This is a genomic window from Microbacterium sp. F1-18 (assembly GCF_052921305.1).
In genome coordinates this window covers 45933-65854 of record NZ_JBREVD010000005.1, presented here as the reverse complement: position 1 = coordinate 65854, position 19922 = coordinate 45933, and the positions used below count along the sequence as shown (strand labels likewise).

Genomic DNA, 19922 nt, shown 5'->3' with positions numbered 1-19922 from the left:
GTCAGCCCTTCGAGGGGTCCTTCAGACCGACGATCGTGAGGTCGGTCATGTTGGTGTTGGGGATGTAGCCGGCGATGTTCGACCCCGGCAGGAAGATGCCGTTCTCGAAGACCATCGGCGCGATCGGCGCGAGTTCCATGATCTGCTTGTCGAGCTCACCCCATGCCTCGTTGGCCGCGTCGACGTCGGTCATCGCGCGGATCTCGGCGATCCGCTCGTTGACGGCGGGGTCGTCGAGCTGGGCGAGGTTCTGGTTGCCCTTCTCGGTGATGGCAGCACCGTCGAACAGCGGCGGGATGAAGGTGCTCGCGCTCGAGGCCCAGTCGGGGCACCAGCCGGTGATCGCGGCGTTGTTCTGCTGCGACGGGGTGGCGATGGTCTCGTAGTAGATCGAGGTGTCGATGACGTTGAGCTTCACGTCGGCCCCGATGCGCTCGAGACCCTGCTGCACGGCTTCGGCCTGCGCCTGGGCGACGGGGTTCGATCGGATGTCGAGGGTGAACTCGAACCCGTCGCCGAGTCCGGCATCCGCGAGCAGCGCCTGAGCCTCGTCGACATCGCCGGTGTTGCCGTCGGACGGGTAGAGGTCGTAGTCGAGGTGTCCGCTGACGGCCGGCGGGATGATCGTCGTGGCGACATCCGCCAGCTGGTTGCCGCCGGAGGCGTTCTGGATGCTGGCACGGTCGAGCGCCCAGTTGACGGCCTGACGCACGCGCACGTCGTCGAACGGCGGCTTCGACGTGTTCAGCGACATGTAGGTCGTGCAGTAGGCGGGGGCCGTGATGGCACGCTCCTGCAGCTGCGGTGTCTGGATCCGGGGCAGCGTGGCCCCCGCGATCTTTCCCGCGATCGCGTTCTGGTCGGCGCCCTGACCGGCGATCATGCGCTCATCGATCGTCGCGCCGTCGATGCCGATGTCGAACTGCCACTGATCGGGGTAGGCCTTGCGCACGTCGTCGGTCTCGGGCTCCCAGTGCTCGTTGCGCACGAGCTTGATGGTGCTGCCGGGGGTGTAGGCGTCGAGCGTGTACGGCCCCGACGCGATGACGTCGTTGATGAACTCGTCACCGCCGCCGGATCCGATCGGGAAGGGGACCGCGTTGGGCTGGGCGAGGACGTTGTCGAACTCGGGGAAGGGTGCCTTGAGGTGGAAGACGATCGTCTTCTCGTCGGGGGTCTCGATCGTGGGGAGGTCGCCCGAGACGTACGGGCCCTGGTAGTCGGCGGGCGCGTCGATGACGGACTTGAGGTAGGGCGAGCCGATGCCGATCTGCGGATCCCACGCGCGGGAGATGCCGAACTCCATCTCGGCGGAGGTGATGGGGTCGCCGTTGTCGAAGAAGAGGTCGTCTTTGAGCGTGTAGGTCCAAGTGAGTCCGTCATCGGAGACCTCGCCGAGACCCGTCGCGAGGTCGGGCACGATCGCGTTGGGGTCGGCGGAGTCGCCGGCCGCCTGCATGGTGAGCCCGCGGTAGAGCAGCCGGTAGAACGCGTTCACGCCGCCGTCCCACCCGCGGGCGGGGTCGAGGTACGAGAAGTCGGCGTTCTGGAGCATGTGAACGGTTCCGCCGGCCTGGGGTGTGCCGTCGCTGCCGGTCTGCTGCGGCGAGCCGCCGCCGGCGCACGCCGTGAGGGCGAGTGCCATGGCCGTTCCGGCGGCGAGGATGCCGGCGAATCTCCTGGTGGTGGTCATCGGTGGACCTTCCCTTTCTCTGCTCCATTGCGTCGAGTGCTGTCCATAAAACAACATCACGGTGCAATGTGCAATTGCACGATCACGCTGCATCCGTTCTACCGAGTGGAGCGGTGCCGTGCAGGCCCTGTGACACGATCGTCACGCGACGCGGCCGATTCTTCACATCCGCGAAACACAGCGAGCGGCGGCCTCGGCGCGCGAGACTCGGAGAATGACGGCTACATCGGATGCCTTCGCGTCATCGCTCCGATGTCGGCGACATCCTCCGACGTTCGTCGAGGCCGCGCGAGCGAGCGAGCGAGCGAGCGAGCGAGCGAGGTCAGGGAAGCGGGCAGATCGCGACCGACGCGAGATCGCCGTCCAGCTGCTCCGCCGTCCAGGGCAGGCCCGAGGGCGGGGCGGTCTCGCCCGAGGCGGCGGGAGCCTTCGAGGCGATCGCAGCCAGCTGCCACCCGAGCACCCGGATCGCCTCAGCGGAGGCGCGGGAGTTGTTCAGCACGGCGACGACGGTGAGACCCGTCTCGCGGTCGGCGAAGGCCACGGTCTGATACCCGGGGATCGATCCGTACTGGCCGATCAGGGTTCCCGCCTGGTAGGCGCCGCCGTCGACGGTGTACCAGGTCGGCACGCCCTCGGCCACCGGGATCGGAGCACCGAATCGCTGCTCGTCATCGAAGGGACGCAGCCCCGTGGCGAGCGCACGGGCGTAACGGCCGAGGTCGCCGGCCGTCGTCACGACACCCGACGACGTGAACCCCGCCGTCGGCGACAGCGCGGTGAGGTCGGCCGCCGTCGCGCAATCGGCCGCGCCCTCGGGCGTCAGCACGGATTGCGTGCCATGCAGGCCCACATCGGCGGTGCGGGAGGGCAGCGACGATGTCCGCATGCCGAGCGGCTCGAAGACGTAGCGCTGGAAGAGCTCGGCAGCAGTGCTGTTGGCGGCCCGTTCGAGAGCCATGCCGAGGAGGACATATCCGGCATCGGAGTTCACGAAAGACGTCCCGCCCGTCGGCCCCGAGGCCGCCAAGCCATAGGCGAGAAGCTCGTGCGGCGCCCACGGGCGCGCCGGGTTGGCCTCCCACCGGCCCTGAAGCTGCGGCTGGTACGACCCGAGCCCGGACGTGCTGTCGCACAGCTGCTCGAGCGTGACCACGGGGGTCGCGGGGAACCCGACGATCCACTCCGTCACGGGGTCGTCGAGCTCGACGGTGCCGTCTGCGGCCATGCCGTACAACACGTCGCACGTCATCGCTCGAGTGACCGGCCCCGCCTTGAAGGAGTCGTCGGCGCTGACCTCGGTTCCGTCGGGATTCGTGCCGAAGCCCTGTACCCACTCGCCCGACCAGGGCACCCATACGCCGGCGATCGCGCCCGCCGACCCGGTCATCGCCATCGCGCGTTCGACCGCCGCGACGAGCTGCGCCTGCGTGTCGCCGCCGAGGTCGCCCTCGACCTGCGGGGGCGCTGCGACGGTGTCGATGTTCGCGGGCGCGCACGCCGATAGACCGAGTGCGAGAGCGACCGCAACGGCGATCCCCGCGCTCCGACGGCGTCGAGTCGCACGCATTCCTGAGCCACCCCCCGAGATGTATGCCTCCAGTGAATCACACCGCTCCTGTGGATACCGCGAACCTAGGGTGGACGCATGACACACGCTTTCGACGCCGACGCCATCTCCGGCGTGCTCGGTCACATGAACGACGACCACCGCGACGACAACCTGCTCATCGCGCGCGCGTTCGGCGAACCGGATGCCGCGTCGGCGACGATGACGCACTTCGACGGCGACGGCGGCGATTGGCAGGCGACGCGCGCGGACGGCGGCATCCGCGACCTCCGCGTTGCCTGGCCCGGCGGCCCCATCACCGAGCGCCGCGAGGTCCGTCGCGAGATCGTCGCGCTCTACGACGCCGCATGCGAGCGGCTCGGCGTCGAGCCCCGCCCGCACGACTGAGCGTTACGGATTCGTTAAGAGGTCGCGAAAAAACCTTCAGGTTAGCTGTACCTAAGTGCTATCGTCGGGCCATGCTCGAACCGATCCCGTTCTCGACCGCTCTCCGTGAGCGCTCCAGCTCCGCGCACTCCGGCAGCGAAGGCGCCGGGTTCATGTCCGACCTCATGCGGGGCAAGGGCACGCGTGACGACTACGTCGCGCTGGTCGCGCAGCACTGGTTCATCTACGCGGCGCTCGAAACCGCAGCCTCGCGCATGGCCGCCGACCCGATCGCCGCGACCTTCATCAGCGACAAGCTCACCCGGTTGCCCGCACTCGAGGCCGACCTCGACTTCCTGATCGGCTCCGACTGGCGCGAGCGGATCACCCCCCTGCCGACGACGGAGCGCTACGTCGCCCGCATCAACGAGGTCGGGGCGACCTGGGCCGGCGGGTTCGTCGCGCACCACTACACCCGGTACCTCGGCGACCTCTCGGGCGGCCTGTTCATCGGCAAGCTCATGGCGCGCCAGTTCGGGTTCGAGACGAACGGCATCGGGTTCTACATCTTCGGTGACATCGCCGACCCGGCCGCATTCAAGGAGCGCTACCGGGAGCAGCTCGACGCCGCCCCCTGGGACGAGGCCGAGCAGCAGCGGGTGATCGACGAGGTGCTCGTCGCCTACCAGTTCAACACCGACCTGTTCACCGATCTCGCCGCGGCGAAGGCCGCGCGCGCGGCATCCGTCGTCGCCTGACCGCGTCACGCGGCCGGCCTCCGGTCACATGCCGGCGGCGCGGACGGCGGCCATGAAACGGCGCACGTCGTGGTCGACCAGGATGTCGCTGGGCCGGAGCGGCCGCGACAGATAGAGGCCCTCGAGCGAGGTCAGGCGCGAGAGAGCGACGTAGGTCTGTCCGGGCGCGAAGGCGCCCGACCCGAGGTCGACGACCGCCCGGTCGTACGTCTTGCCCTGCGACTTGTGGATCGTCACCGCCCACGCCAGCCGCAGCGGGAACTGCGTGAACTCCGCGACGATCTCGCGGGTCAGCTTGCGCGAGCCCGGGTCGTAGGCGTAGCGGAACCGCTCCCAGACCGCCGGCTCGACATCGTGCTCCTCGCCGTCGAGTTCGACACGCACCGACGACCCCGCGATGCGGGTGACGGTTCCGATCGAGCCGTTGACCCAGCGCGGGCCGTCACCGGCGTAGCCGGCGACGTCGTTGCGGAGGAACATCACCTGAGCGCCGACCTTGAGCTGCAGCTCGGGGTCGGCCGGATAGGACGTCTCGCCCCGCCCGAAGTCGCCGCTCACGTCGGCCTTCGCCGTCTGCACCGGTCCGGTGAGCGCATCGAGATGACGCTGATTGATGCGGTTGACGGCGTCGTTGCGGGTCGCGAGCGTGATCACGGGCGGCTCATCGCCGGTGGGAGGGGGCGGCGTGCGGGCGCCCGCGGCGTTGAGGGCCGCCGCGATGTCGGCCGTGACGACGCCGTAGCGGACGGCGTTGAGCATCTCCTTGAACCCCGGGTCTGCTTGACGGTGGATCTCGCCGAGCTCGGCGATGTGCAGCGGGGCCCCCACCCGTCCGAGATCGAGCAGCCCGTCCGAGCGGATCGCACCGGCATCCGCCTTCGGCCCCGCCCACACCTGCGCGTCGAAGAACCAGAACGAGCGGTAGTGATCGCGGATGTACTTGAGCTCATCACCGCGCGGCGGCACCGGCGAGAGCTGATACGGGTCGCCGAACATGACGATCTGCACGCCGCCGAACGCCTCCGAACGCCTCCGACGCGCCTGCCGCAGCGACCGGTCGATCGCATCCATCACGTCGGCGTTGACCATCGAGATCTCGTCGATGACGAGCGTGTCGATCGCATTGAGGATGCGGCGCGTCGGCTCGGACTGCTCGAGTTCGCTGTCGGCGACCAGACCGATCGGCAGGCGGAACAGCGAGTGGATCGTCTGCCCCTCGACGTTGAGGGCGGCGACTCCGGTCGGCGCGCAGATGGCGATCTGCTTGTCGGTGTTCCACGCCAGGTGCTGCAGCAGAGTCGACTTGCCGGTACCGGCCCGACCGGTGACGAAGACGTGGTCGCGGGTCGACTCGATGCGGCGGAACAGTGCCTCCTGCTCAGCGGAGAGAGGAGGCAAGGTCACCGATTCATGGTAGCCACAGGTGAGCCTTCCTAGACTTGTGCTGTGCACGAGGCGCAGACGACTCCGGACGCCGCGATCGGCGACGATGCGTCGAGCGCGCCCTCGAGCACCCGTCGCCCCGGCCGGGGCGGTCGACGTGGCGCGCGCAGCGGTCGCCGGCTCGCCTTCGACCTCACGGCGATCGGGCTGCTGTCGGTGCTCGCGCTCGGCGCGCTCGGCGTCGGCGGAGTCGCGGTGTACCGCACCCTCTACAGCCCCGCCGCCTTCGTCGAGCGCTACCTCTCGCTGCTGAGCAGCGGCAGCGCCGCCGACGCGCTTCGCCTGCCCGGCGTTGCGATGGACTCCGCCGAGCTCGCCGCGGCGGAACTGCCGTCGACGACATCCGAGGTGCTTCTGCGCCGCGCGGCCCTCGCACCGCTGTCGGATGTCTCGGTCATCGGCGAGCGTGTGCGCGGCGACGTCACCGAGATCACGGTGACCTACCTCGCGAACGGACACCGCGGCCGCACGCAGTTCGACGTCGAGCAGGACGGCTGGATCGGGGTCGCCCCCGCCTGGCGCTTCGCCCACAGTCCGCTCTCGGCGATCGACCTGACCGTGCGCGGTGCCACCCGGTTCTCGGTCAACGGCTTCGAGCTCGACACCCGGCAGGTCGCCCCCTAGGGTGTGAACGCCGACCCGCTCGTCCCCGTCTCGATGCTCGTCTTCTCTCCTGGCGCCTACTCGATCTCGGTCGACACCCCGACGGCGCGGACGCCGGGGGTGGCCGTGCTCTCCGACGCCCCGCAGAAGGCGGTGCCCGTCGATCTGCAGACGGAGCCGACCCAGGAGTTCGTCGACGTCGTGCAGGACCGCGTCGACGAGTTCCTCGCGTCGTGCGCGACCCAGCAGGTGCTGCAGCCCACCGGATGCCCGTTCGGGTACTTCGTGCGCAACCGCGTCGAAGGCGTGCCGCAGTGGTCGATCGCACAGAACCCCGAGATCGAGGTCGTGCCGGACGGGGCGCAGTGGGCTATCCCGAGCACCCGCGCCGTCGCCCACATCGACGTCGATATCCGCTCGATCTACGACGGACGCCTCAACGAGGTGTCGGAGGACGTCGAGTTCTTCCTGACCGGATCGATCACGATCCTCCCCGACGGTACGGCATCCATCCAGGTGTCGGCCGACCAGGGCTGACGCGACGCGGTCGGCGCCGAGGTCACCTGCTGCGCGCGGCGTCCCGGCGGGCCAGCTCGGCGAGACGTTCGTTGTACTCGTCGAGCTCGGAGTCGCCCGCACGATCGACCTGGCGGTCGCGGCGACGCTGCATCCGGTCGTCCGAACGGCTCCACTGGATCGCCACCGTGACCGCGAGGATCAAGGTGGGGATCTCACCGACCGACCAGGCCACGCCGCCGCCGATGTACTGGTCCTCGAGCGGCGTCGGACCCCATGTTCGGCCCATCGATCCGAACCACTCCGCGGCGAACATGCCCGACGACATCATGATCGCGATGCCGAAGAAGGCGTGCATCGCCATGACCGCGATGAGCGTGAGCAGACGGAACGGGTACGGCAGACGGTAGGGCACCGGGTCGATGCCGATCAGTGACAGCACGAACAGGTAGCCCGAGATGAGGAAGTGGACGACCATCCACTCGTGCCCGATGTGGTCGTACAGCGACCAGCGGAAGAGGTCGGTGTAGTAGAAGACCCACAGCGACCCGATGAACATGATCGACGCGAAAGCCGGGTGCGTCACGACTCTCGAGAAGGGCGTGTGGACGGCCCACAGGATCCACTCGCGGCCGCCCCGCGACCCGTCGTCGCGTTTGCGGATCGCGCGGGCCGCGAGGGTCACGGGCGCCCCGGCGACGAGACACAGCGGGATCGCCATCGACAGCAGCATGTGCCCGACCATGTGCAGGCTGAACAGGTAGTCCTGGTAGGCGTTGATGGGTCCGCTGGTGACCCAGAGCAGCAGGAGCAGACCGAACACCCACAGCGCCGTGCGATAGATCGGCCACCTGTCGCCGCGCTTGCGCAGCCGCCGCACGCCGGCGAGGTAGAAGAACAGGCCGAACCCGACGGCGAACACCCAGAGCAGGTCGACGTCCCAGGTCGTGAACCAGCGCTCGATCGTCAACTCCGGCGGCAGCACGGTGCCGGTCAGGATCTGGGCCGGGGTCTGCTGCTCGGGAAGGGTCGTATCGACGGGCGGAGGCGTGCGGGCGAGAGCCGCGGCGGCACCGCTCGCGATGCCCATGAAGACGATCTCGACGGTGACGAGCAGCCAGAACACCCGTGCGGCGCCCGAAGACGCCAGCTTCGCGATGAGGCGACCGCGGTACGAGGCGCCGAGCACCCCCATCGCGATGAGGGCGACGACCTTGACGAGCAGCAGCGCCCCGTAGGGCGAGAACAGGTTGACGGGAGAGAGGATCGCGACGGCGGCGCGGACCGTCCCCGACACCGCGACCACGATGAACGCGACGAGGGCGATGCTCGAGTACCGCGACACGACGGCGACCATGTCGGCGCGGTCGACGACGGGCCGGATGATCACGAGCAGCAGCAGGCCGCCGAGCCACACGGCCGCGGCGACGATGTGCAGCGCGAGGGCGGTGACCGCGATGTTGTGGTTCGCCTCCTCGCCGGAGTGCCCCTGCGTGGCCATCGGGATGAGGGATGCCGCAGCCAGGATGCCGACGATCAGGGTCGAGGTCCAGCCGCGCACGGCGAACGTCAGCACCGTCAGAACGGCACCGGCGATCGTCGTCAGCAGCCAGGCGCGCCCGGCCTCGGTGTCGACGAGGAACCGGCCGAGCTGCTGGCCGAACTCGGCGCTTGCGCTGGGCGCGGCACCCAGCAGGTTGAGGAAGGTGAAGAACGCCGTGCCCGCGCTGGCGACGGTGAAAACCGCCGCCGAGATCGACGCGGTGTCGAGGGCGGTGTCGAACGGGCGCTCCCCCGCACGCAGGGCGAACAGGGCCACGACGAGGGATCCGACCATGCCGGCCGCGGCGAGGTTGACCACGAGCTTGATGATCGGCAGGCCCCACCGCACGACGGGTCCGGGGTCGAGCAGCTGCAGCGGGGCCGCGCCGCCGCCGGCCGCGAGGCCGATGAGGACGACGATGAGAGCCGACACAGCGAGGATCGCCGGTCCGGCGAGACGCTGCGCTCGGGATTCCACCCCACAAGCCTACGGCGGTCGGCTGCCCCGGGAGGTCGGAGCCGCGAGGTCCCCCTTCGGCCGGGTATGCGGACCGGGTTCCCGGCCCAACTGGGACCTCGCGGGGCGGGAGGACGACGGAGGGGGATGCCGTGCGGCATCCCCCTCCGGTGAATCGTCGTCGATTACTTGACGGCGGCCTTCAGCTTCGAGCCGGCGGTCACCTTGACGCGCTTGCCCGCGGCGATCTTGATCTCTTCGCCGGTCTGCGGGTTGCGGCCGGTGCGAGCGGCGGTGTCGACCTGCTCGAAGGCGATCCAGCCCGGGATCGAGACCTTGCTGCCCTTGGCGACGGCCTCGGAGACGGTCGTGAAGAGCGAGTCGAGCACGCCCGAGACGGCGGCCTGGCTCTGACCGGTGGCGCTGGCGATGCTCGCGACGAGCTCGGTCTTGGTGATGGACTTGTCAGCCATAGGGTTGTCCTCCAGACGGCGGACGACGGACGCGCCGCCGACAGCGTGGGTGGTTCCCGGGGGACTCGCGTCCCACGGTTGGTCGTTCGACCGGTCCCGAATATACGCGGATTCCGCGGAATTTCGCGGATTTACCGGCATCCAAGGGCGCTTTCACCCGGCGTGTCGCCCGTTTTCGGGGCGTGTGGGGCGAATGTGACGTCTGATCGGCGTCGCGGCAGCTGCAGCGACGGTCAGATCCGGCGAAGTGCCGCGACGACCTCGGCCTCCCAGCGGCGCGCCGCGGGAAGCGCCCCGACGAAGATCGGGGTGTCGTGCGTGACACCGAGATACCGGGTTGCGCTGGCCTCTACTCCGGCGCGGCGGAGCCTCGCGGCGTAGGCCGCGCCGTCTCCGCGCAGCGGGTCGTACTCGGCGGTCAGGATCACCGCCGGCGGTAGGTCGGCGAGCGAATCGGCGCGCATCGGCGATGCGTACGACTCGTGCGCCCGCGCTCGATCGCCGAGATAGGTGCGGGCGACCGAAACGAGCTCACGCAGAGCGATGAAAGCCGGGATGCCGAGGGCGTACGTCGCACGCAGGTCGATGAAGCGCCCCGTGAGGTCGGTCACGGGCACCTCGAGGATCTGGACGGCGACAGGCAGCCGCGCGCGGTCGCGGTTCATCAGCGTCAGGACGGCGGCGATGTTGCCGCCCGCCGACGCCCCCGAGATCCCGATCCGGTCGGGATCGATCCCGAGGACCGCCGCCTGGTCGTGCACCCACTCCCACGCGGCGTACGCCTGCTCGATCTGAGTCGGATAGCGATGCTCGGGCGCGAGCGAGTAATCGACCGCGATCAGCACGACACCGGATGCCTCGGCACGGCGTCGGCACGCGGCATCCGCCGTCGGGTAGTCGATGCCGCCGATGCGGAAGGCTCCGCCGCCGAACACGAGGCACGCGGGCGCGGCCTCGCCCTCGACGAGGGCGGTGGGGCGGTAGACCCGGACGCGCACGTCGGGGTAGCCGGCGACCGGCACGATGTGCTCGGACGCCTCGATCGCGGGGCCGGGCGCGCCCACCGTGCGGAGCTCCTGGCGGTCCCAGGCGAGCGCGGCCCTGCGGTGACGCTCGCGCGGGGTGAGGGGGCGCTTGGCGCCGGACTTCGCCGGGGCGGGGGCCGGGGCCGGGGCGGGCACGGGAATCGCTGCGGAGGCGGCCGGCGCGGGGGTGGCCCTCGCGGGGGTGGCCGTCGCGGCGGGGGCCGTGCCCGGCACCCCGTCGGCGGCGGGAGATCGACGCGGTCGCGGCATCCGCTCTGCCACCGCTGATGTGACCGATCGCCATGCCTGCCGCAGGAGATAGCGGCGGTGGGTGCGCAGCCGTTCGGCGAAGAAGGGATCCAACGGCACGGTCAGTCTCCGTCCGGGCGCTCGGCGCGCTCGTCGAGTTCGCGCAGCCGCCGGAGCTTCGACCACGGCACGAAGACGATCCACATCACCGACGCGATCGCGCCGCCCATGATCATCGAGCTCATGTCCATCCTCCGACCGTAGTCGCAGTCGCAGTCGCGACGACCCGTCCCGAACACAGGCTCAGGGCCGACTCGGGGGTTCGGCCAGCAGCTCTCGCCGGCCTGGCCTGTCGACGGCACGGTCAACCCGGGTTGGTCCAACGCCCTGCGCGCCGAGCCAACGCCCGGACGGCCGAGCGAACCGACGCCGGGCGGTGTGCCGAACACAGGCTCAGCGGGGTCCATCCGCTGCAGCGGAGCGCCTGCGCGGGGCTGAGCCTGTGGACGGCACGATCGAGCCGGGCGATCCCGCTCGCCAGCCGGGGCCGAGCGCGGAAACGACGAAGCCCCCGGCCCGAGGAATCGGGACGGGGGCTTCGGTGCTGTGATGCAGGCGGCTTACCAGCTCGACTTGGTCACACCGGGCAGCTCGCCCTTGTGCGCCATGTCGCGGAAGCGGACGCGCGAGATGCCGAACTTCGAGAGGTGGCCACGGGGGCGACCGTCGATGGCGTCGCGCTTGCGGACGCGAACCGGCGACGCGTTGCGCGGCAGCTTCTGCAGACCGACGCGGGCGGCCTCGCGGGCCTCGTCGGTCGCGTTCGGGTCGACGAGGGTCTTCTTCAGCTCGGCACGCTTCTCGGCGTAGCGGGCGACGACCTCTTCACGCTGGTTGTTGCGCGCGATCTTGCTCTTCTTAGCCATGAGATCAGCGCTCCTCTCGGAATTCGACGTGCTTGCGGATCACCGGGTCGTACTTCTTCAGCACGATGCGGTCGGGGTTGTTGCGACGGTTCTTACGCGTCACGTAGGTGTACCCCGTACCAGCGGTCGAACGGAGCTTGATGATCGGACGTACGTCCTGAGCCTTCTTCGCCATTAGAGCTTCACACCCTTCGCGATGAGGTCCTTGACGACCGACTCGATGCCGCGGGCGTCGATGACCTTGATGCCCTTAGCCGACACGTTCAGCGTGATCTTGCGACCGAGCGAGGGAACGTAGTAGGTCTTCTTCTGCACGTTCGGGTCGAAGCGACGCTTCGTCCGGCGGTGCGAGTGCGAGATGTTGTGACCGAAGCCGGGAACTGCTCCGGTCACCTGGCACACTGCTGCCATAGTGATTCTCCTTAGTACCGTGACACCGGACGGTGCCACCCAAGATCCCTTGTCTGCACCCGCGCCTCATCCGGCCGTTTCGGGCCTGTGATGGGGAGTGGGTACGTACTGCGTGCTGGAGTGCGCGCAGACAAACAGTCAGTCTAGCACGCGACGGCGTGTCGCCTTGACCGCGCACGGGTTCCGCTGGCCGGGGATGCCGCTCCCTGCCGGTCTGACATACTGCCGCTATGTCGTCGGAGGTCGATGCTCCCCTCCGGCGGTGGCGGTTCGACGGGAGGCTGCGGCACTACCAGGCGGACGCGCTCGAACGCGTCGACGCGGACGCCCCGGGGCCGCTCCACATCGTGGCTCCCCCAGGCTCGGGCAAGACCCTGCTCGGCCTTCTGCTCGCGATGCGGCGGGGGCGGCGGACCCTCGTCCTCGCCCCGACGATCACCATCCGCGACCAGTGGGCGGTCGAGGCGCGGCGCCTCGCTCCCGCCGCCGACGACGTCTCGACCACGAGTGATGCGCCGTCCGCGCTGACGGCGCTGACCTACCAGTCGCTGAGCGTGCTCGACGGCGAGAACCCCCTCGCGGCCGTGGCTCACGACCGCTGGCTGGGTGAGCTCGAGACGGACGGACGGTCGACGGATGCGGCATCCGCCTGGCTCGACGCTCTGCGCTCGGGCAACCGTCGCGCCTATGCCGCGGGCATCGCCCGGCGCTCCCGCACCCTGCGGCGCCGCATCGCCCAGGAGGATCCGGATGCGCTGTCGCGAGCGCTGCATCCCAACGCCCGCGCGCTGATCGAGCGCCTCGTCGAGCACGGTGTCGACACGGTCGTGCTCGACGAATGCCACCACCTGCTCGACCACTGGGCGCTCGTGGTCGCGGCGCTCGTGACACGCCTTCGCGCTGCGGGGCGGGCTCCGTTCGTCATCGGCCTGACGGCGACGCTCCCCTCGCCCGACGACGGCAACGCCTACGACAACTACACGTCGCTGCTGGGCGGCGTGGACTACGAGGTGCCGATCCCCGCGGTCGTCCGCGAGGGGAACCTCGCTCCGCATCGTGAGCACGTGCGGTTCGTGGAGCCGTCGACGGACGAGCTCGCGTTCCTCTCGGGCGCGGCGACCGGCCTCGGTGTCCTCATCCGCTCGACCTTCACGCGCGGCGACGGGGCCGACCACCTGGTGAGGATGCTCCAGCCGGCACCGGATGCCGCGGCCGATCACGGCGACGCGGCTGCCGCCGGGACGGGCGCCGCCGTATCCGGCACGGCAGCCGGGTCGTCGGCCCGGGCCCTCGCTCCGCCGCCGGCCCCGCCGGCACGCCGCGCGACGGACGAGAGCGCGACGGACGAGAGCGGGACGGATGTCGACATCCGACTGTCGCGCGCGTTCGCCGACGACTTCGCGGCGGCCGAGGCGGCCGCCGCGATGCTCGCCACCGTCCATCCCGACCATCCGCTCGTCGCCCATCTCCCGCTCGCAACGCGGCGACCGCCGACGACGGAGGAGGCGCTGCGCCTGCTGGGACGCTTCGCGCTCGACCGCATCCTGCCCGACCCGTCGGCACGCGAGCGATGGGAGCGGATCCGGGCGGCCCTCGCCGACTTCGGGTTCTCGCTGACTGATCGGGGCCTGCGCCGCACGCGCGACCCGATCGACACGATGCTGGCCTCGTCGCTGTCGAAGGACCGTGCGGTCTGCGACATCCTCCGGCTCGAGCGCGATCGGATCGGGCCTCGCCTGCGCGCGCTCGTCGTGTCGGACTTCAGCGAGCACGGCAATCGACACGGCGGGCTGATCGGCCGGGCTGGCGCAGTGCGGACCTTCGACGTCGTCGCGACGGATGCCGCGACCGCCGATCTGCGCTGCGTGCTGGTGACCGGATCGACGACGCGCATGGCGACGCGCCACGCCGCGACGCTGTCAGCCGCCTGGTCGGCAGCGCTCGGCATCGAGGTGACGGCGGTCGCTGTCGCGGAGAGTCCGGCGGTGTCGGAGATCTCCGCGCCCGGCGTCGGTGCTGCAGGATTCGTCCGAGCCGCCTCGATCCTTCTGGCGCGGGGCGAGCTCGATGTCATCGTCGGAACGCGCGGACTGTTCGGCGAAGGGTGGGACTGCCCCGCCGTGAACACGCTCATCGATCTGTCGTCGGTGGCGACGGCTCCCGCGACGCAGCAGCTGCGGGGCCGCGCGCTGCGCCTGGATCCGGGCTGGCCGGAGAAGGTCGCGCACATCTGGACCGTGACGGCGATGCTCCCGCCCGAGTCGCCCATCTTCGCCGCGCCCGACCTGTCGCGGCTGCGCCGCAAGCACGAGCGGCTGTGGGGTGTGCACCGCGACGATCCGGAGCGCATCGTCCGCGGGCTCGCCGGGGTGTTGACGTCCGATCAGCGCCGCCTGATCGCGGCGGGCCCGCGGCCAGCGGCGCACGCGCTCGATGCACTGACGGTCGTCGATCCGCGGGAGCACACGCGCGCCCTCTGGCGTATCGGCGATGACTACCTCGATCGAGAGTCGACGGACGCGCTGGTCGTGCGGCGCGTGAACGCTCCGACGTTCCGGACGCGCCTCCGAGCGGATGCCGCGCTCGGTGTCGGCACAGCGGCAGCAGGCGTCGTCGCCGTCATCGGGCTCGCTCTCATGATCGTCGGCGGGGCCGGGGCGCTGGGACTCGCGGGCCCCGTCGCCGGCGCGGCGGCCCTGATCGGGGCCCTGACCGCGGGGGCTCCCGTCGCTCGGGCCTGGTGGCTCGCCCGGCGCGCACACGCGGACGCTCCGGAACTGTACCGGCGGATGGCCGGCGTGGTCGTGGCGGCATTGCAACGATCGGGACGCCTCCGCGACGCCGCGACGCCAGAGGTGGTCGTCGCGCGGCCGGCGGGTGCCAGCGGCATCCAACATCTGGAACTGCGACTGACGCACGCTTCCCTCGATGAGCAGCGCGTGTTCGCCGCCGCGATGGCGGAACTGCTCGGCCCGGTGAAGACACCGCGATTCCTCCTTCAGGTGGATGCCGGCGGGCGGACACCGATCGTGCGGTGGCTGCTGTGGCGCGCGGCCTGGACCGGGTCGTCGAGCGGTTCCGGCGGCTCGCAGTTCTTGCCGGTGCCTGCGGCGTTCGGCATGGCGGGGCCGCGGATCCGCGCGTTCGCCGACGACTGGCAGCGGGTCGTCGGCCCGTGCACACTGCACTTCGTCGACAGCCCGGATTCGCTCGCTCTCCTCGCGAGGTCTCGTCGCGCAGGGGCCGTCGCCGACGACCTCACGGTCGTCACCCGCTGGGACTGACAGCCCCCTCCCCCCTCCCCCTCCCCTGCCGCGCGAACCGACGCGAACGGCGCCTTATCCGGTGCTGACACGACCATTCGCGTCGGGTCGTCGCCGGGCGCGCGGCGACGGGCGCGCGTCAGCGGGCGCGCGAAGCGGCTTCTGCGGCGCCGCGGCCCCACCGGAACGGCGAGACCGTCGGGTCACCGGCGATCCAGAACCTCCAGGGGAACGCGTCCGTTCCCGCGACGCCGGCGACGCCCACACGCGGGCCGGCCACGACCTCCGGCTCCGCGACATCCGGAAGATAGAGGCGGGCCGTGGCGCCGGCGCGCTCGACGCCCGCGACCGCGTCGATGCCGTCGTGGGCGGGATATCGGAGGCCGATGGCCTGGCCGAGCCGTCCGGGGCCGCGGGCGAGGTCGCGCGGCGTGCGGGCCGCAGCGCGCCTCACCTGCGCGACATCCGCACCATCGACGATCTCCGCGGCGCGCAGCAGCACACCGCCGGCGACGCCCGCGGGGCCGCAGACGACGTTGACACACGAATGGATGCCGTGACTGAGGTACACGTACAGATGCCCCGGTTCGCCCCACATCGTGGCGTTGCGCGCGGTCCGCCCCATGCGCGCGTGCGATCCGGGATCGGGCAGATCACCCGTGTCGCGCCCGTGGTACGCCTCGACCTCGGTCAGCCGGGCCACGACCCGTGCACCGTCGACCGCGACCTCGAGCAGACCGCCGAGCAGCCGCGGCGCGACGTGCACCGGAAGTTCCGCGAGCTCCTCACGCGTCGCCAGGTGGAACCCGACGGGAACCCCACCCCCGCCGACGCTCACGGCCGTGGCGCGTTCTGGCACCACGAGATGTCGAATCCGCTGAGCACCGACGCCTCCTCGCCCGTGCCGAGGTCGACGATGTGGGTCTGCACTCGCTCGGGCAACGGCAGCGCGTAGGCGTCATACGGATTCGAGACCGCGTCGGGGGCGATGAGGAACGCCGCGTAGCGGCTGCTCGGTGAGACACACGTGTGCAGCAGCAGGTCGTCCGGCGCGACGGTGAACACGTCACGCGTGGCCCCGTCGGCGCCGACGACGGCAGCCGAGGTCGACAGCACCGTGAACCCGTCGAGGCGGGAGAGCACGCGCAGCGTCTGGTCGGCGTCACCCGGCAGCGCCGTGACCGACTGGGTCTCACCGGCAGCGGCATCCGCGGCGCTCAGCGGCCGCTCCTCCGCCGTCGCCAGATCGATCGCCACGAGCCCGGTCGCGCGCTGCACGATGGCCTCCGTCGACCCGCGGGCGATGCCGTCGATCGTGATCGCATTGCCGAGCGACACCGGTTCACCGCCCGCAGCGGACACGAGGGTCAACGCGCCGTCGAAGCCGAGCAGCAGCACGGCATCCGTCCCCGGCACGAACCGCCAGTCGTCGACGCGCGCGTCGCCGCCCGCGAACTGCAGCTGCGCCGGCTCGTCGTCAGCGCTGGCCTCCGTGAGCGACGCCGTGAACAGCGCGCTCTCGAGACCACCCGACGAGCCGATACCCGCGTCGGTGTACGTGTAGCCGATCAGATCGCCGCGATCGGCGGTCTGCAGGTTGGTGACGAACCCGCGTCCGGGCAGGGCGAGCTCGCGCGCCCCCTCGCCGTCGCGATCCGTGACGATCAGCGTCGAGACGCCCTCGTCGTCGGCCGTCACGATCGCGAGATGCGTCGACGTCGCCCGGAAGTCCTCGATGTGCGGATCCGCGAACACGGGCACCGCGTTCGCGCCGTCGAGTCCCGTGCGGAAGATGGTGTCTTCGGCACCACCGCGCTGCAGGATGTAGGTCTCCAGCGCCGGCGTCGAGAACGACTCCTCGAGCGTGGCCGCCGGTCCCCCGCCCAGCCCCTGGACCCCGTCGACCCGCACGGTGTAGTCGGTCGCATCGCGCAGCGGCAGGGTGAAGCGGATGCCGATCTGTCGCCCCGACGTGTCGACGGTGAAGTCCGCCGCCGGCTCGATGTGCACCTGCGCGGGATCGACCTCTTCGAGCGACTGCGTCGTGGTGATGATCAGGCGCGACCCCGCGGACTCGATGCCGGCCTGCGGATCGACGCTCGTCGACGTCGCACGCGGTCCCTGCACCGTCGTCAGGACGCCGCCGGCCGCACCCACGAGAGCGAGAGCGCCCACGACCGCCGCCATCGCGACGACGAAGCGCCGCGATCGCCGCTCGCGCGACCGTCCTCGCCGCGACATCCCGTCCGTATCCTCAGTACTCATACGGGTCCTCGGGCTCGCCGACGGTCTGCACCCCGGTGGCCTCGACGACGAGCGCACCGTCGCGGTCTCGGATGACGCCGGTGACCGTGACCCACTCCCCCGTCGCGGGGATGTCGGAGGCGTCGCCGATCGGGATGCTCGCGGGCTGCGCGTCGATGACGCAGTGGGTGATGACGAGCCGGGTCAGCCCGAAGCCCCCCGAGCTCGACGGCGTGACGAAGCCGGTCAGGCTGATCTCGTCACCCTCGAACGCCTCCGGGTTCGTCGCCGTCGCGAAGACGCTCGCCCACTCGCCGACACCGAACGACGACGTGTCACCCGTCGTCGCGAGGGCGACCGTGTCGGCGCCCTGGAAGAGCGGCGGCGTGCCGGTGTCGCGCGACATGGCGAGCTCGGCCGACAGCGTCGCGGGCGGCGTCACGAGCACCACGGCCACGATGCCGGTCGCGAGCAGCCCACCCGTTCCCGCAGCAGCGGAACCCAGCATGAGCCGCCAGTCAGGGCGAGGGCGCACGGGCGTGACGGCAGCACCCGGCGCGGCCGTGTCGCCGGCGAGGGCGGCGGCGTCGGGTCCTGCGAGGACCGCGGCGCGGGCTGCGCGACGGCTGGTCGGCGGTGCGTCCTGGTGCGCGGACTCGTGCGCGGACTCATGCGCGTGCTGGTGCTCGTGCTCGTGTGTGTGCCCGGCGCCGTGGCCGTGCAGGTCGCCGTGCCCGTGCAGCTCACCGTGGTCGTGCCCGTGGTCGGCCTCGGCCCCGAGCGGCAGCGCGAAGCTCACGACGGTGCCGATGAGGCCGAGCACCGACATCCCGACGGCGAACCACGCCGATTCGGGGTTGATGTAGAGCCCGATACGTCCCGTGAGGGCAAGGGTGACCGTGATGGCCGCGAGCGCGGCGGCGAGCCCGACGCCGAACAGCCGGGTCAGCAGAGCCGATGACTTAGGCAAGGAGATTCACCATCCCTCCCACGGCGATCGCGAAGAGCACGACGATCACGACGAGCGCGACCAGCACGCGCGAGCGGAACGTCGTGCGCATGAGCGCGAGCATCTTCACGTCGACGAGCGGACCGACGAGCAGGAACGCCACGATCGAGCCGGGCGTGAAGGTCGAGGCGAACGACAGCGCGAAGAACGAGTCGACGTTCGAGCAGATCGACACGATCATCGCGAGCAGGATCATCGCGAGGATCGACAGCGCCGGGTTCGAGCCGATCGCGAGCAAGGTATCGCGCGGCACCAGCACCTGCACGGCGCCGGCGATCGCCGAGCCGAGGATCAGCGCGGGCATCACCGCCCGCAGCTCGACCACGAACTGCGCGAGACTGCGGCGTCCCTTTCCGCCCGGGTCCTCGGCCGCGAGCTCGCAGGCCGCGAGGAACCGATCGGTCAGCAGGCCGTCGGGATCGGGATGACGCGAGTACAACCAGCCGATGAGGTTCGCGACCGCGTACCCGCCCAGCAGACGCGCGATCAGGATGCCGTCGTCGAAGCCGAACGCCTGGTGGGTCGTGATGATGACGATCGGGTTCACGATGGGCGCCGCGATGAGGAACGTCATCGTCTCGGGAACCGAGAAGCCGCGGATCATGAGCCCGCGCGCGAAGGGCAGGTTGCCGCACTCGCAGACGGGGATGAGCATGCCGAGCAGCGACAGCACGGCGCGACGGGCCCACGCGCGGCGCGGCATCCAGCGTTCGATGACGCCCGGCGGCACCCAGACCTGAACGATGATCGACAGCGCGACGCCGAGGAGGACGAACGGCAACGACTCGATGAGGACGCTCAGTCCGAGCGTGACGCCGTCCTGCGCGCGGGTCGGCAGCGACGGCCCCGGTGCGAGTGCGGCGATGGCGACGAGCACAGCGACGACGGCCGCACCGATCCCGAGCGCGACGGCCGAACGCGTCGCGGGAGATGGCGCGAGCCGTGCGGTCTTAGGCGCCGCCACGCTTCTCATCGGCTCGGGCTGCGGAGCACGCGGCGCAGACGCCGAAGATGTCGACGATGTGCTCGGCCTGCGTGAAGCCGTTGGCGGCGGCGGTGCGGTGAGCCCACTCCTCGACGTCGGACGCCTGGATCTCGACCGTGAGTCCGCACGAGCGGCAGATCAGGTGATGGTGGTGACCGTCGCTCGAGCAGGCCCGGTAGATGGCCTCGCCCTCGGGGCTCTGCAGCTGGTCGGCCTCGCCGGAGGCGGCCAGGGTCGCGAGGGCGCGGTAGACCGTTGCCAATCCGATGCCGGTGTTGTCGTCGCGCAGCGACGCGTGGAGGTCCTGGGCCGAGACGAAACCGCGGGCGTCGGACAGCGCCGTGCGCACGCGCTCGCGCTGCCAGGTGTTCCGCTGAGCCATGGCGGCG

At 70.7% G+C, this 19922-nt stretch carries 20 protein-coding genes; 5 read left to right on the top strand and 15 right to left on the bottom strand.

Translation table 11 applies throughout. The annotated features are described in order from the left end of the window. Position 1: 1 nt before the first annotated feature. Both ACU6RU_RS13885 and ACU6RU_RS13880 read right to left on the bottom strand, forming a co-directional pair. The gene (locus ACU6RU_RS13885; RefSeq protein WP_446726829.1) at positions 2-1693 is read right to left on the bottom strand and encodes an ABC transporter substrate-binding protein; all 1692 of its coding nucleotides are present in this window, start codon (positions 1691-1693) and stop codon (positions 2-4) included. Positions 1694-2015: 322 nt separating this feature from the next. After that, entirely contained in the window at positions 2016-3263 is a 1248-nt protein-coding gene (locus ACU6RU_RS13880; RefSeq protein WP_120264073.1) for a serine hydrolase domain-containing protein, read from the bottom strand. Between the two features lie 78 nt (positions 3264-3341). Between ACU6RU_RS13880 and ACU6RU_RS13875 the strand changes: the two genes are divergently transcribed. Then, positions 3342-3650: a DUF2470 domain-containing protein gene (locus tag ACU6RU_RS13875; protein WP_120264072.1), complete on the top strand. Its 309-nt coding sequence runs from the start codon at positions 3342-3344 to the stop codon at positions 3648-3650. 71 nt (positions 3651-3721) lie between these two features. Continuing rightward, a complete protein-coding gene (locus tag ACU6RU_RS13870) occupies positions 3722-4387 on the top strand; it encodes a biliverdin-producing heme oxygenase (protein ID WP_120264071.1) in 666 nt (221 codons plus the stop codon). A gap of 24 nt (positions 4388-4411) precedes the next feature. Here ACU6RU_RS13870 and ACU6RU_RS13865 read toward each other — a convergent pair whose 3' ends face one another. Next, a complete protein-coding gene (locus ACU6RU_RS13865) occupies positions 4412-5791 on the bottom strand; it encodes an ATP-dependent DNA helicase (protein ID WP_120264070.1) in 1380 nt (459 codons plus the stop codon). A gap of 42 nt (positions 5792-5833) precedes the next feature. Between ACU6RU_RS13865 and ACU6RU_RS13860 the strand changes: the two genes are divergently transcribed. After that, positions 5834-6454 (top strand): hypothetical protein, encoded by a 621-nt coding sequence (locus tag ACU6RU_RS13860; protein WP_446726828.1) that lies wholly within the window; start codon positions 5834-5836, stop codon positions 6452-6454. A 3-nt stretch (positions 6455-6457) separates the two neighbouring features. Further along, on the top strand, positions 6458-6970 hold the full coding sequence (locus ACU6RU_RS13855; protein ID WP_446726827.1) for a hypothetical protein: 513 nt from the start codon (positions 6458-6460) through the stop codon (positions 6968-6970). A 22-nt stretch (positions 6971-6992) separates the two neighbouring features. Here the strand turns inward: ACU6RU_RS13855 and ACU6RU_RS13850 are convergent, their stop codons facing one another. The 7 genes from ACU6RU_RS13850 to rpmB form a co-directional block, all read right to left on the bottom strand. Then, a complete protein-coding gene (locus tag ACU6RU_RS13850) occupies positions 6993-8969 on the bottom strand; it encodes a cytochrome c oxidase assembly protein (protein ID WP_446726826.1) in 1977 nt (658 codons plus the stop codon). Positions 8970-9133: 164 nt separating this feature from the next. Then, the gene (locus ACU6RU_RS13845) at positions 9134-9421 is read right to left on the bottom strand and encodes an HU family DNA-binding protein (protein ID WP_036304753.1); all 288 of its coding nucleotides are present in this window, start codon (positions 9419-9421) and stop codon (positions 9134-9136) included. 233 nt (positions 9422-9654) lie between these two features. Next, positions 9655-10815: an alpha/beta hydrolase gene (locus ACU6RU_RS13840; RefSeq protein WP_446726825.1), complete on the bottom strand. Its 1161-nt coding sequence runs from the start codon at positions 10813-10815 to the stop codon at positions 9655-9657. A 2-nt stretch (positions 10816-10817) separates the two neighbouring features. After that, positions 10818-10940 carry a hypothetical protein gene (locus ACU6RU_RS13835; protein WP_259455303.1) on the bottom strand — a complete coding sequence of 41 codons (123 nt, stop codon included), beginning with the start codon at positions 10938-10940 and terminating at the stop codon, positions 10818-10820. A gap of 375 nt (positions 10941-11315) precedes the next feature. After that, entirely contained in the window at positions 11316-11621 is a 306-nt protein-coding gene (rpsN, locus tag ACU6RU_RS13830) for a 30S ribosomal protein S14 (RefSeq protein WP_023953697.1), read from the bottom strand. Between the two features lie 4 nt (positions 11622-11625). Next, positions 11626-11796: a 50S ribosomal protein L33 gene (gene rpmG, locus ACU6RU_RS13825; RefSeq protein ID WP_005051772.1), complete on the bottom strand. Its 171-nt coding sequence runs from the start codon at positions 11794-11796 to the stop codon at positions 11626-11628. Further along, the gene (rpmB, locus tag ACU6RU_RS13820; RefSeq protein ID WP_005051771.1) at positions 11796-12032 is read right to left on the bottom strand and encodes a 50S ribosomal protein L28; all 237 of its coding nucleotides are present in this window, start codon (positions 12030-12032) and stop codon (positions 11796-11798) included. Before rpmB ends, rpmG begins: the two co-directional genes overlap by 1 nt. Positions 12033-12262: 230 nt before the next feature. Here rpmB and ACU6RU_RS13815 point away from each other — a divergent pair, with 230 nt between their 5' ends. Continuing rightward, entirely contained in the window at positions 12263-15316 is a 3054-nt protein-coding gene (locus ACU6RU_RS13815; protein WP_446726824.1) for a DEAD/DEAH box helicase family protein, read from the top strand. Between the two features lie 118 nt (positions 15317-15434). Here ACU6RU_RS13815 and ACU6RU_RS13810 read toward each other — a convergent pair whose 3' ends face one another. The 5 genes from ACU6RU_RS13810 to ACU6RU_RS13790 are packed head-to-tail and all read right to left on the bottom strand — an operon-like array spanning position 15435 to position 19915. Continuing rightward, complete coding sequence (locus ACU6RU_RS13810) at positions 15435-16094, bottom strand: DNA-3-methyladenine glycosylase (RefSeq protein WP_289331532.1); 660 nt, start codon at positions 16092-16094, stop codon at positions 15435-15437. Positions 16095-16129: 35 nt separating this feature from the next. After that, entirely contained in the window at positions 16130-17536 is a 1407-nt protein-coding gene (locus tag ACU6RU_RS13805; RefSeq protein ID WP_446726823.1) for a hypothetical protein, read from the bottom strand. A gap of 13 nt (positions 17537-17549) precedes the next feature. Further along, positions 17550-18509, bottom strand: a complete 960-nt coding sequence (locus tag ACU6RU_RS13800; protein ID WP_289330407.1) for a TIGR03943 family putative permease subunit — start codon at positions 18507-18509, stop codon at positions 17550-17552. Next, positions 18502-19521, bottom strand: a complete 1020-nt coding sequence (locus ACU6RU_RS13795) for a permease (RefSeq protein ID WP_120264064.1) — start codon at positions 19519-19521, stop codon at positions 18502-18504. Before ACU6RU_RS13795 ends, ACU6RU_RS13800 begins: the two co-directional genes overlap by 8 nt. Next, positions 19499-19915, bottom strand: coding sequence for a Fur family transcriptional regulator (locus tag ACU6RU_RS13790; RefSeq protein WP_120264063.1), 417 nt, complete (start codon positions 19913-19915; stop codon positions 19499-19501). Before ACU6RU_RS13790 ends, ACU6RU_RS13795 begins: the two co-directional genes overlap by 23 nt. Positions 19916-19922: the final 7 nt, after the last annotated feature.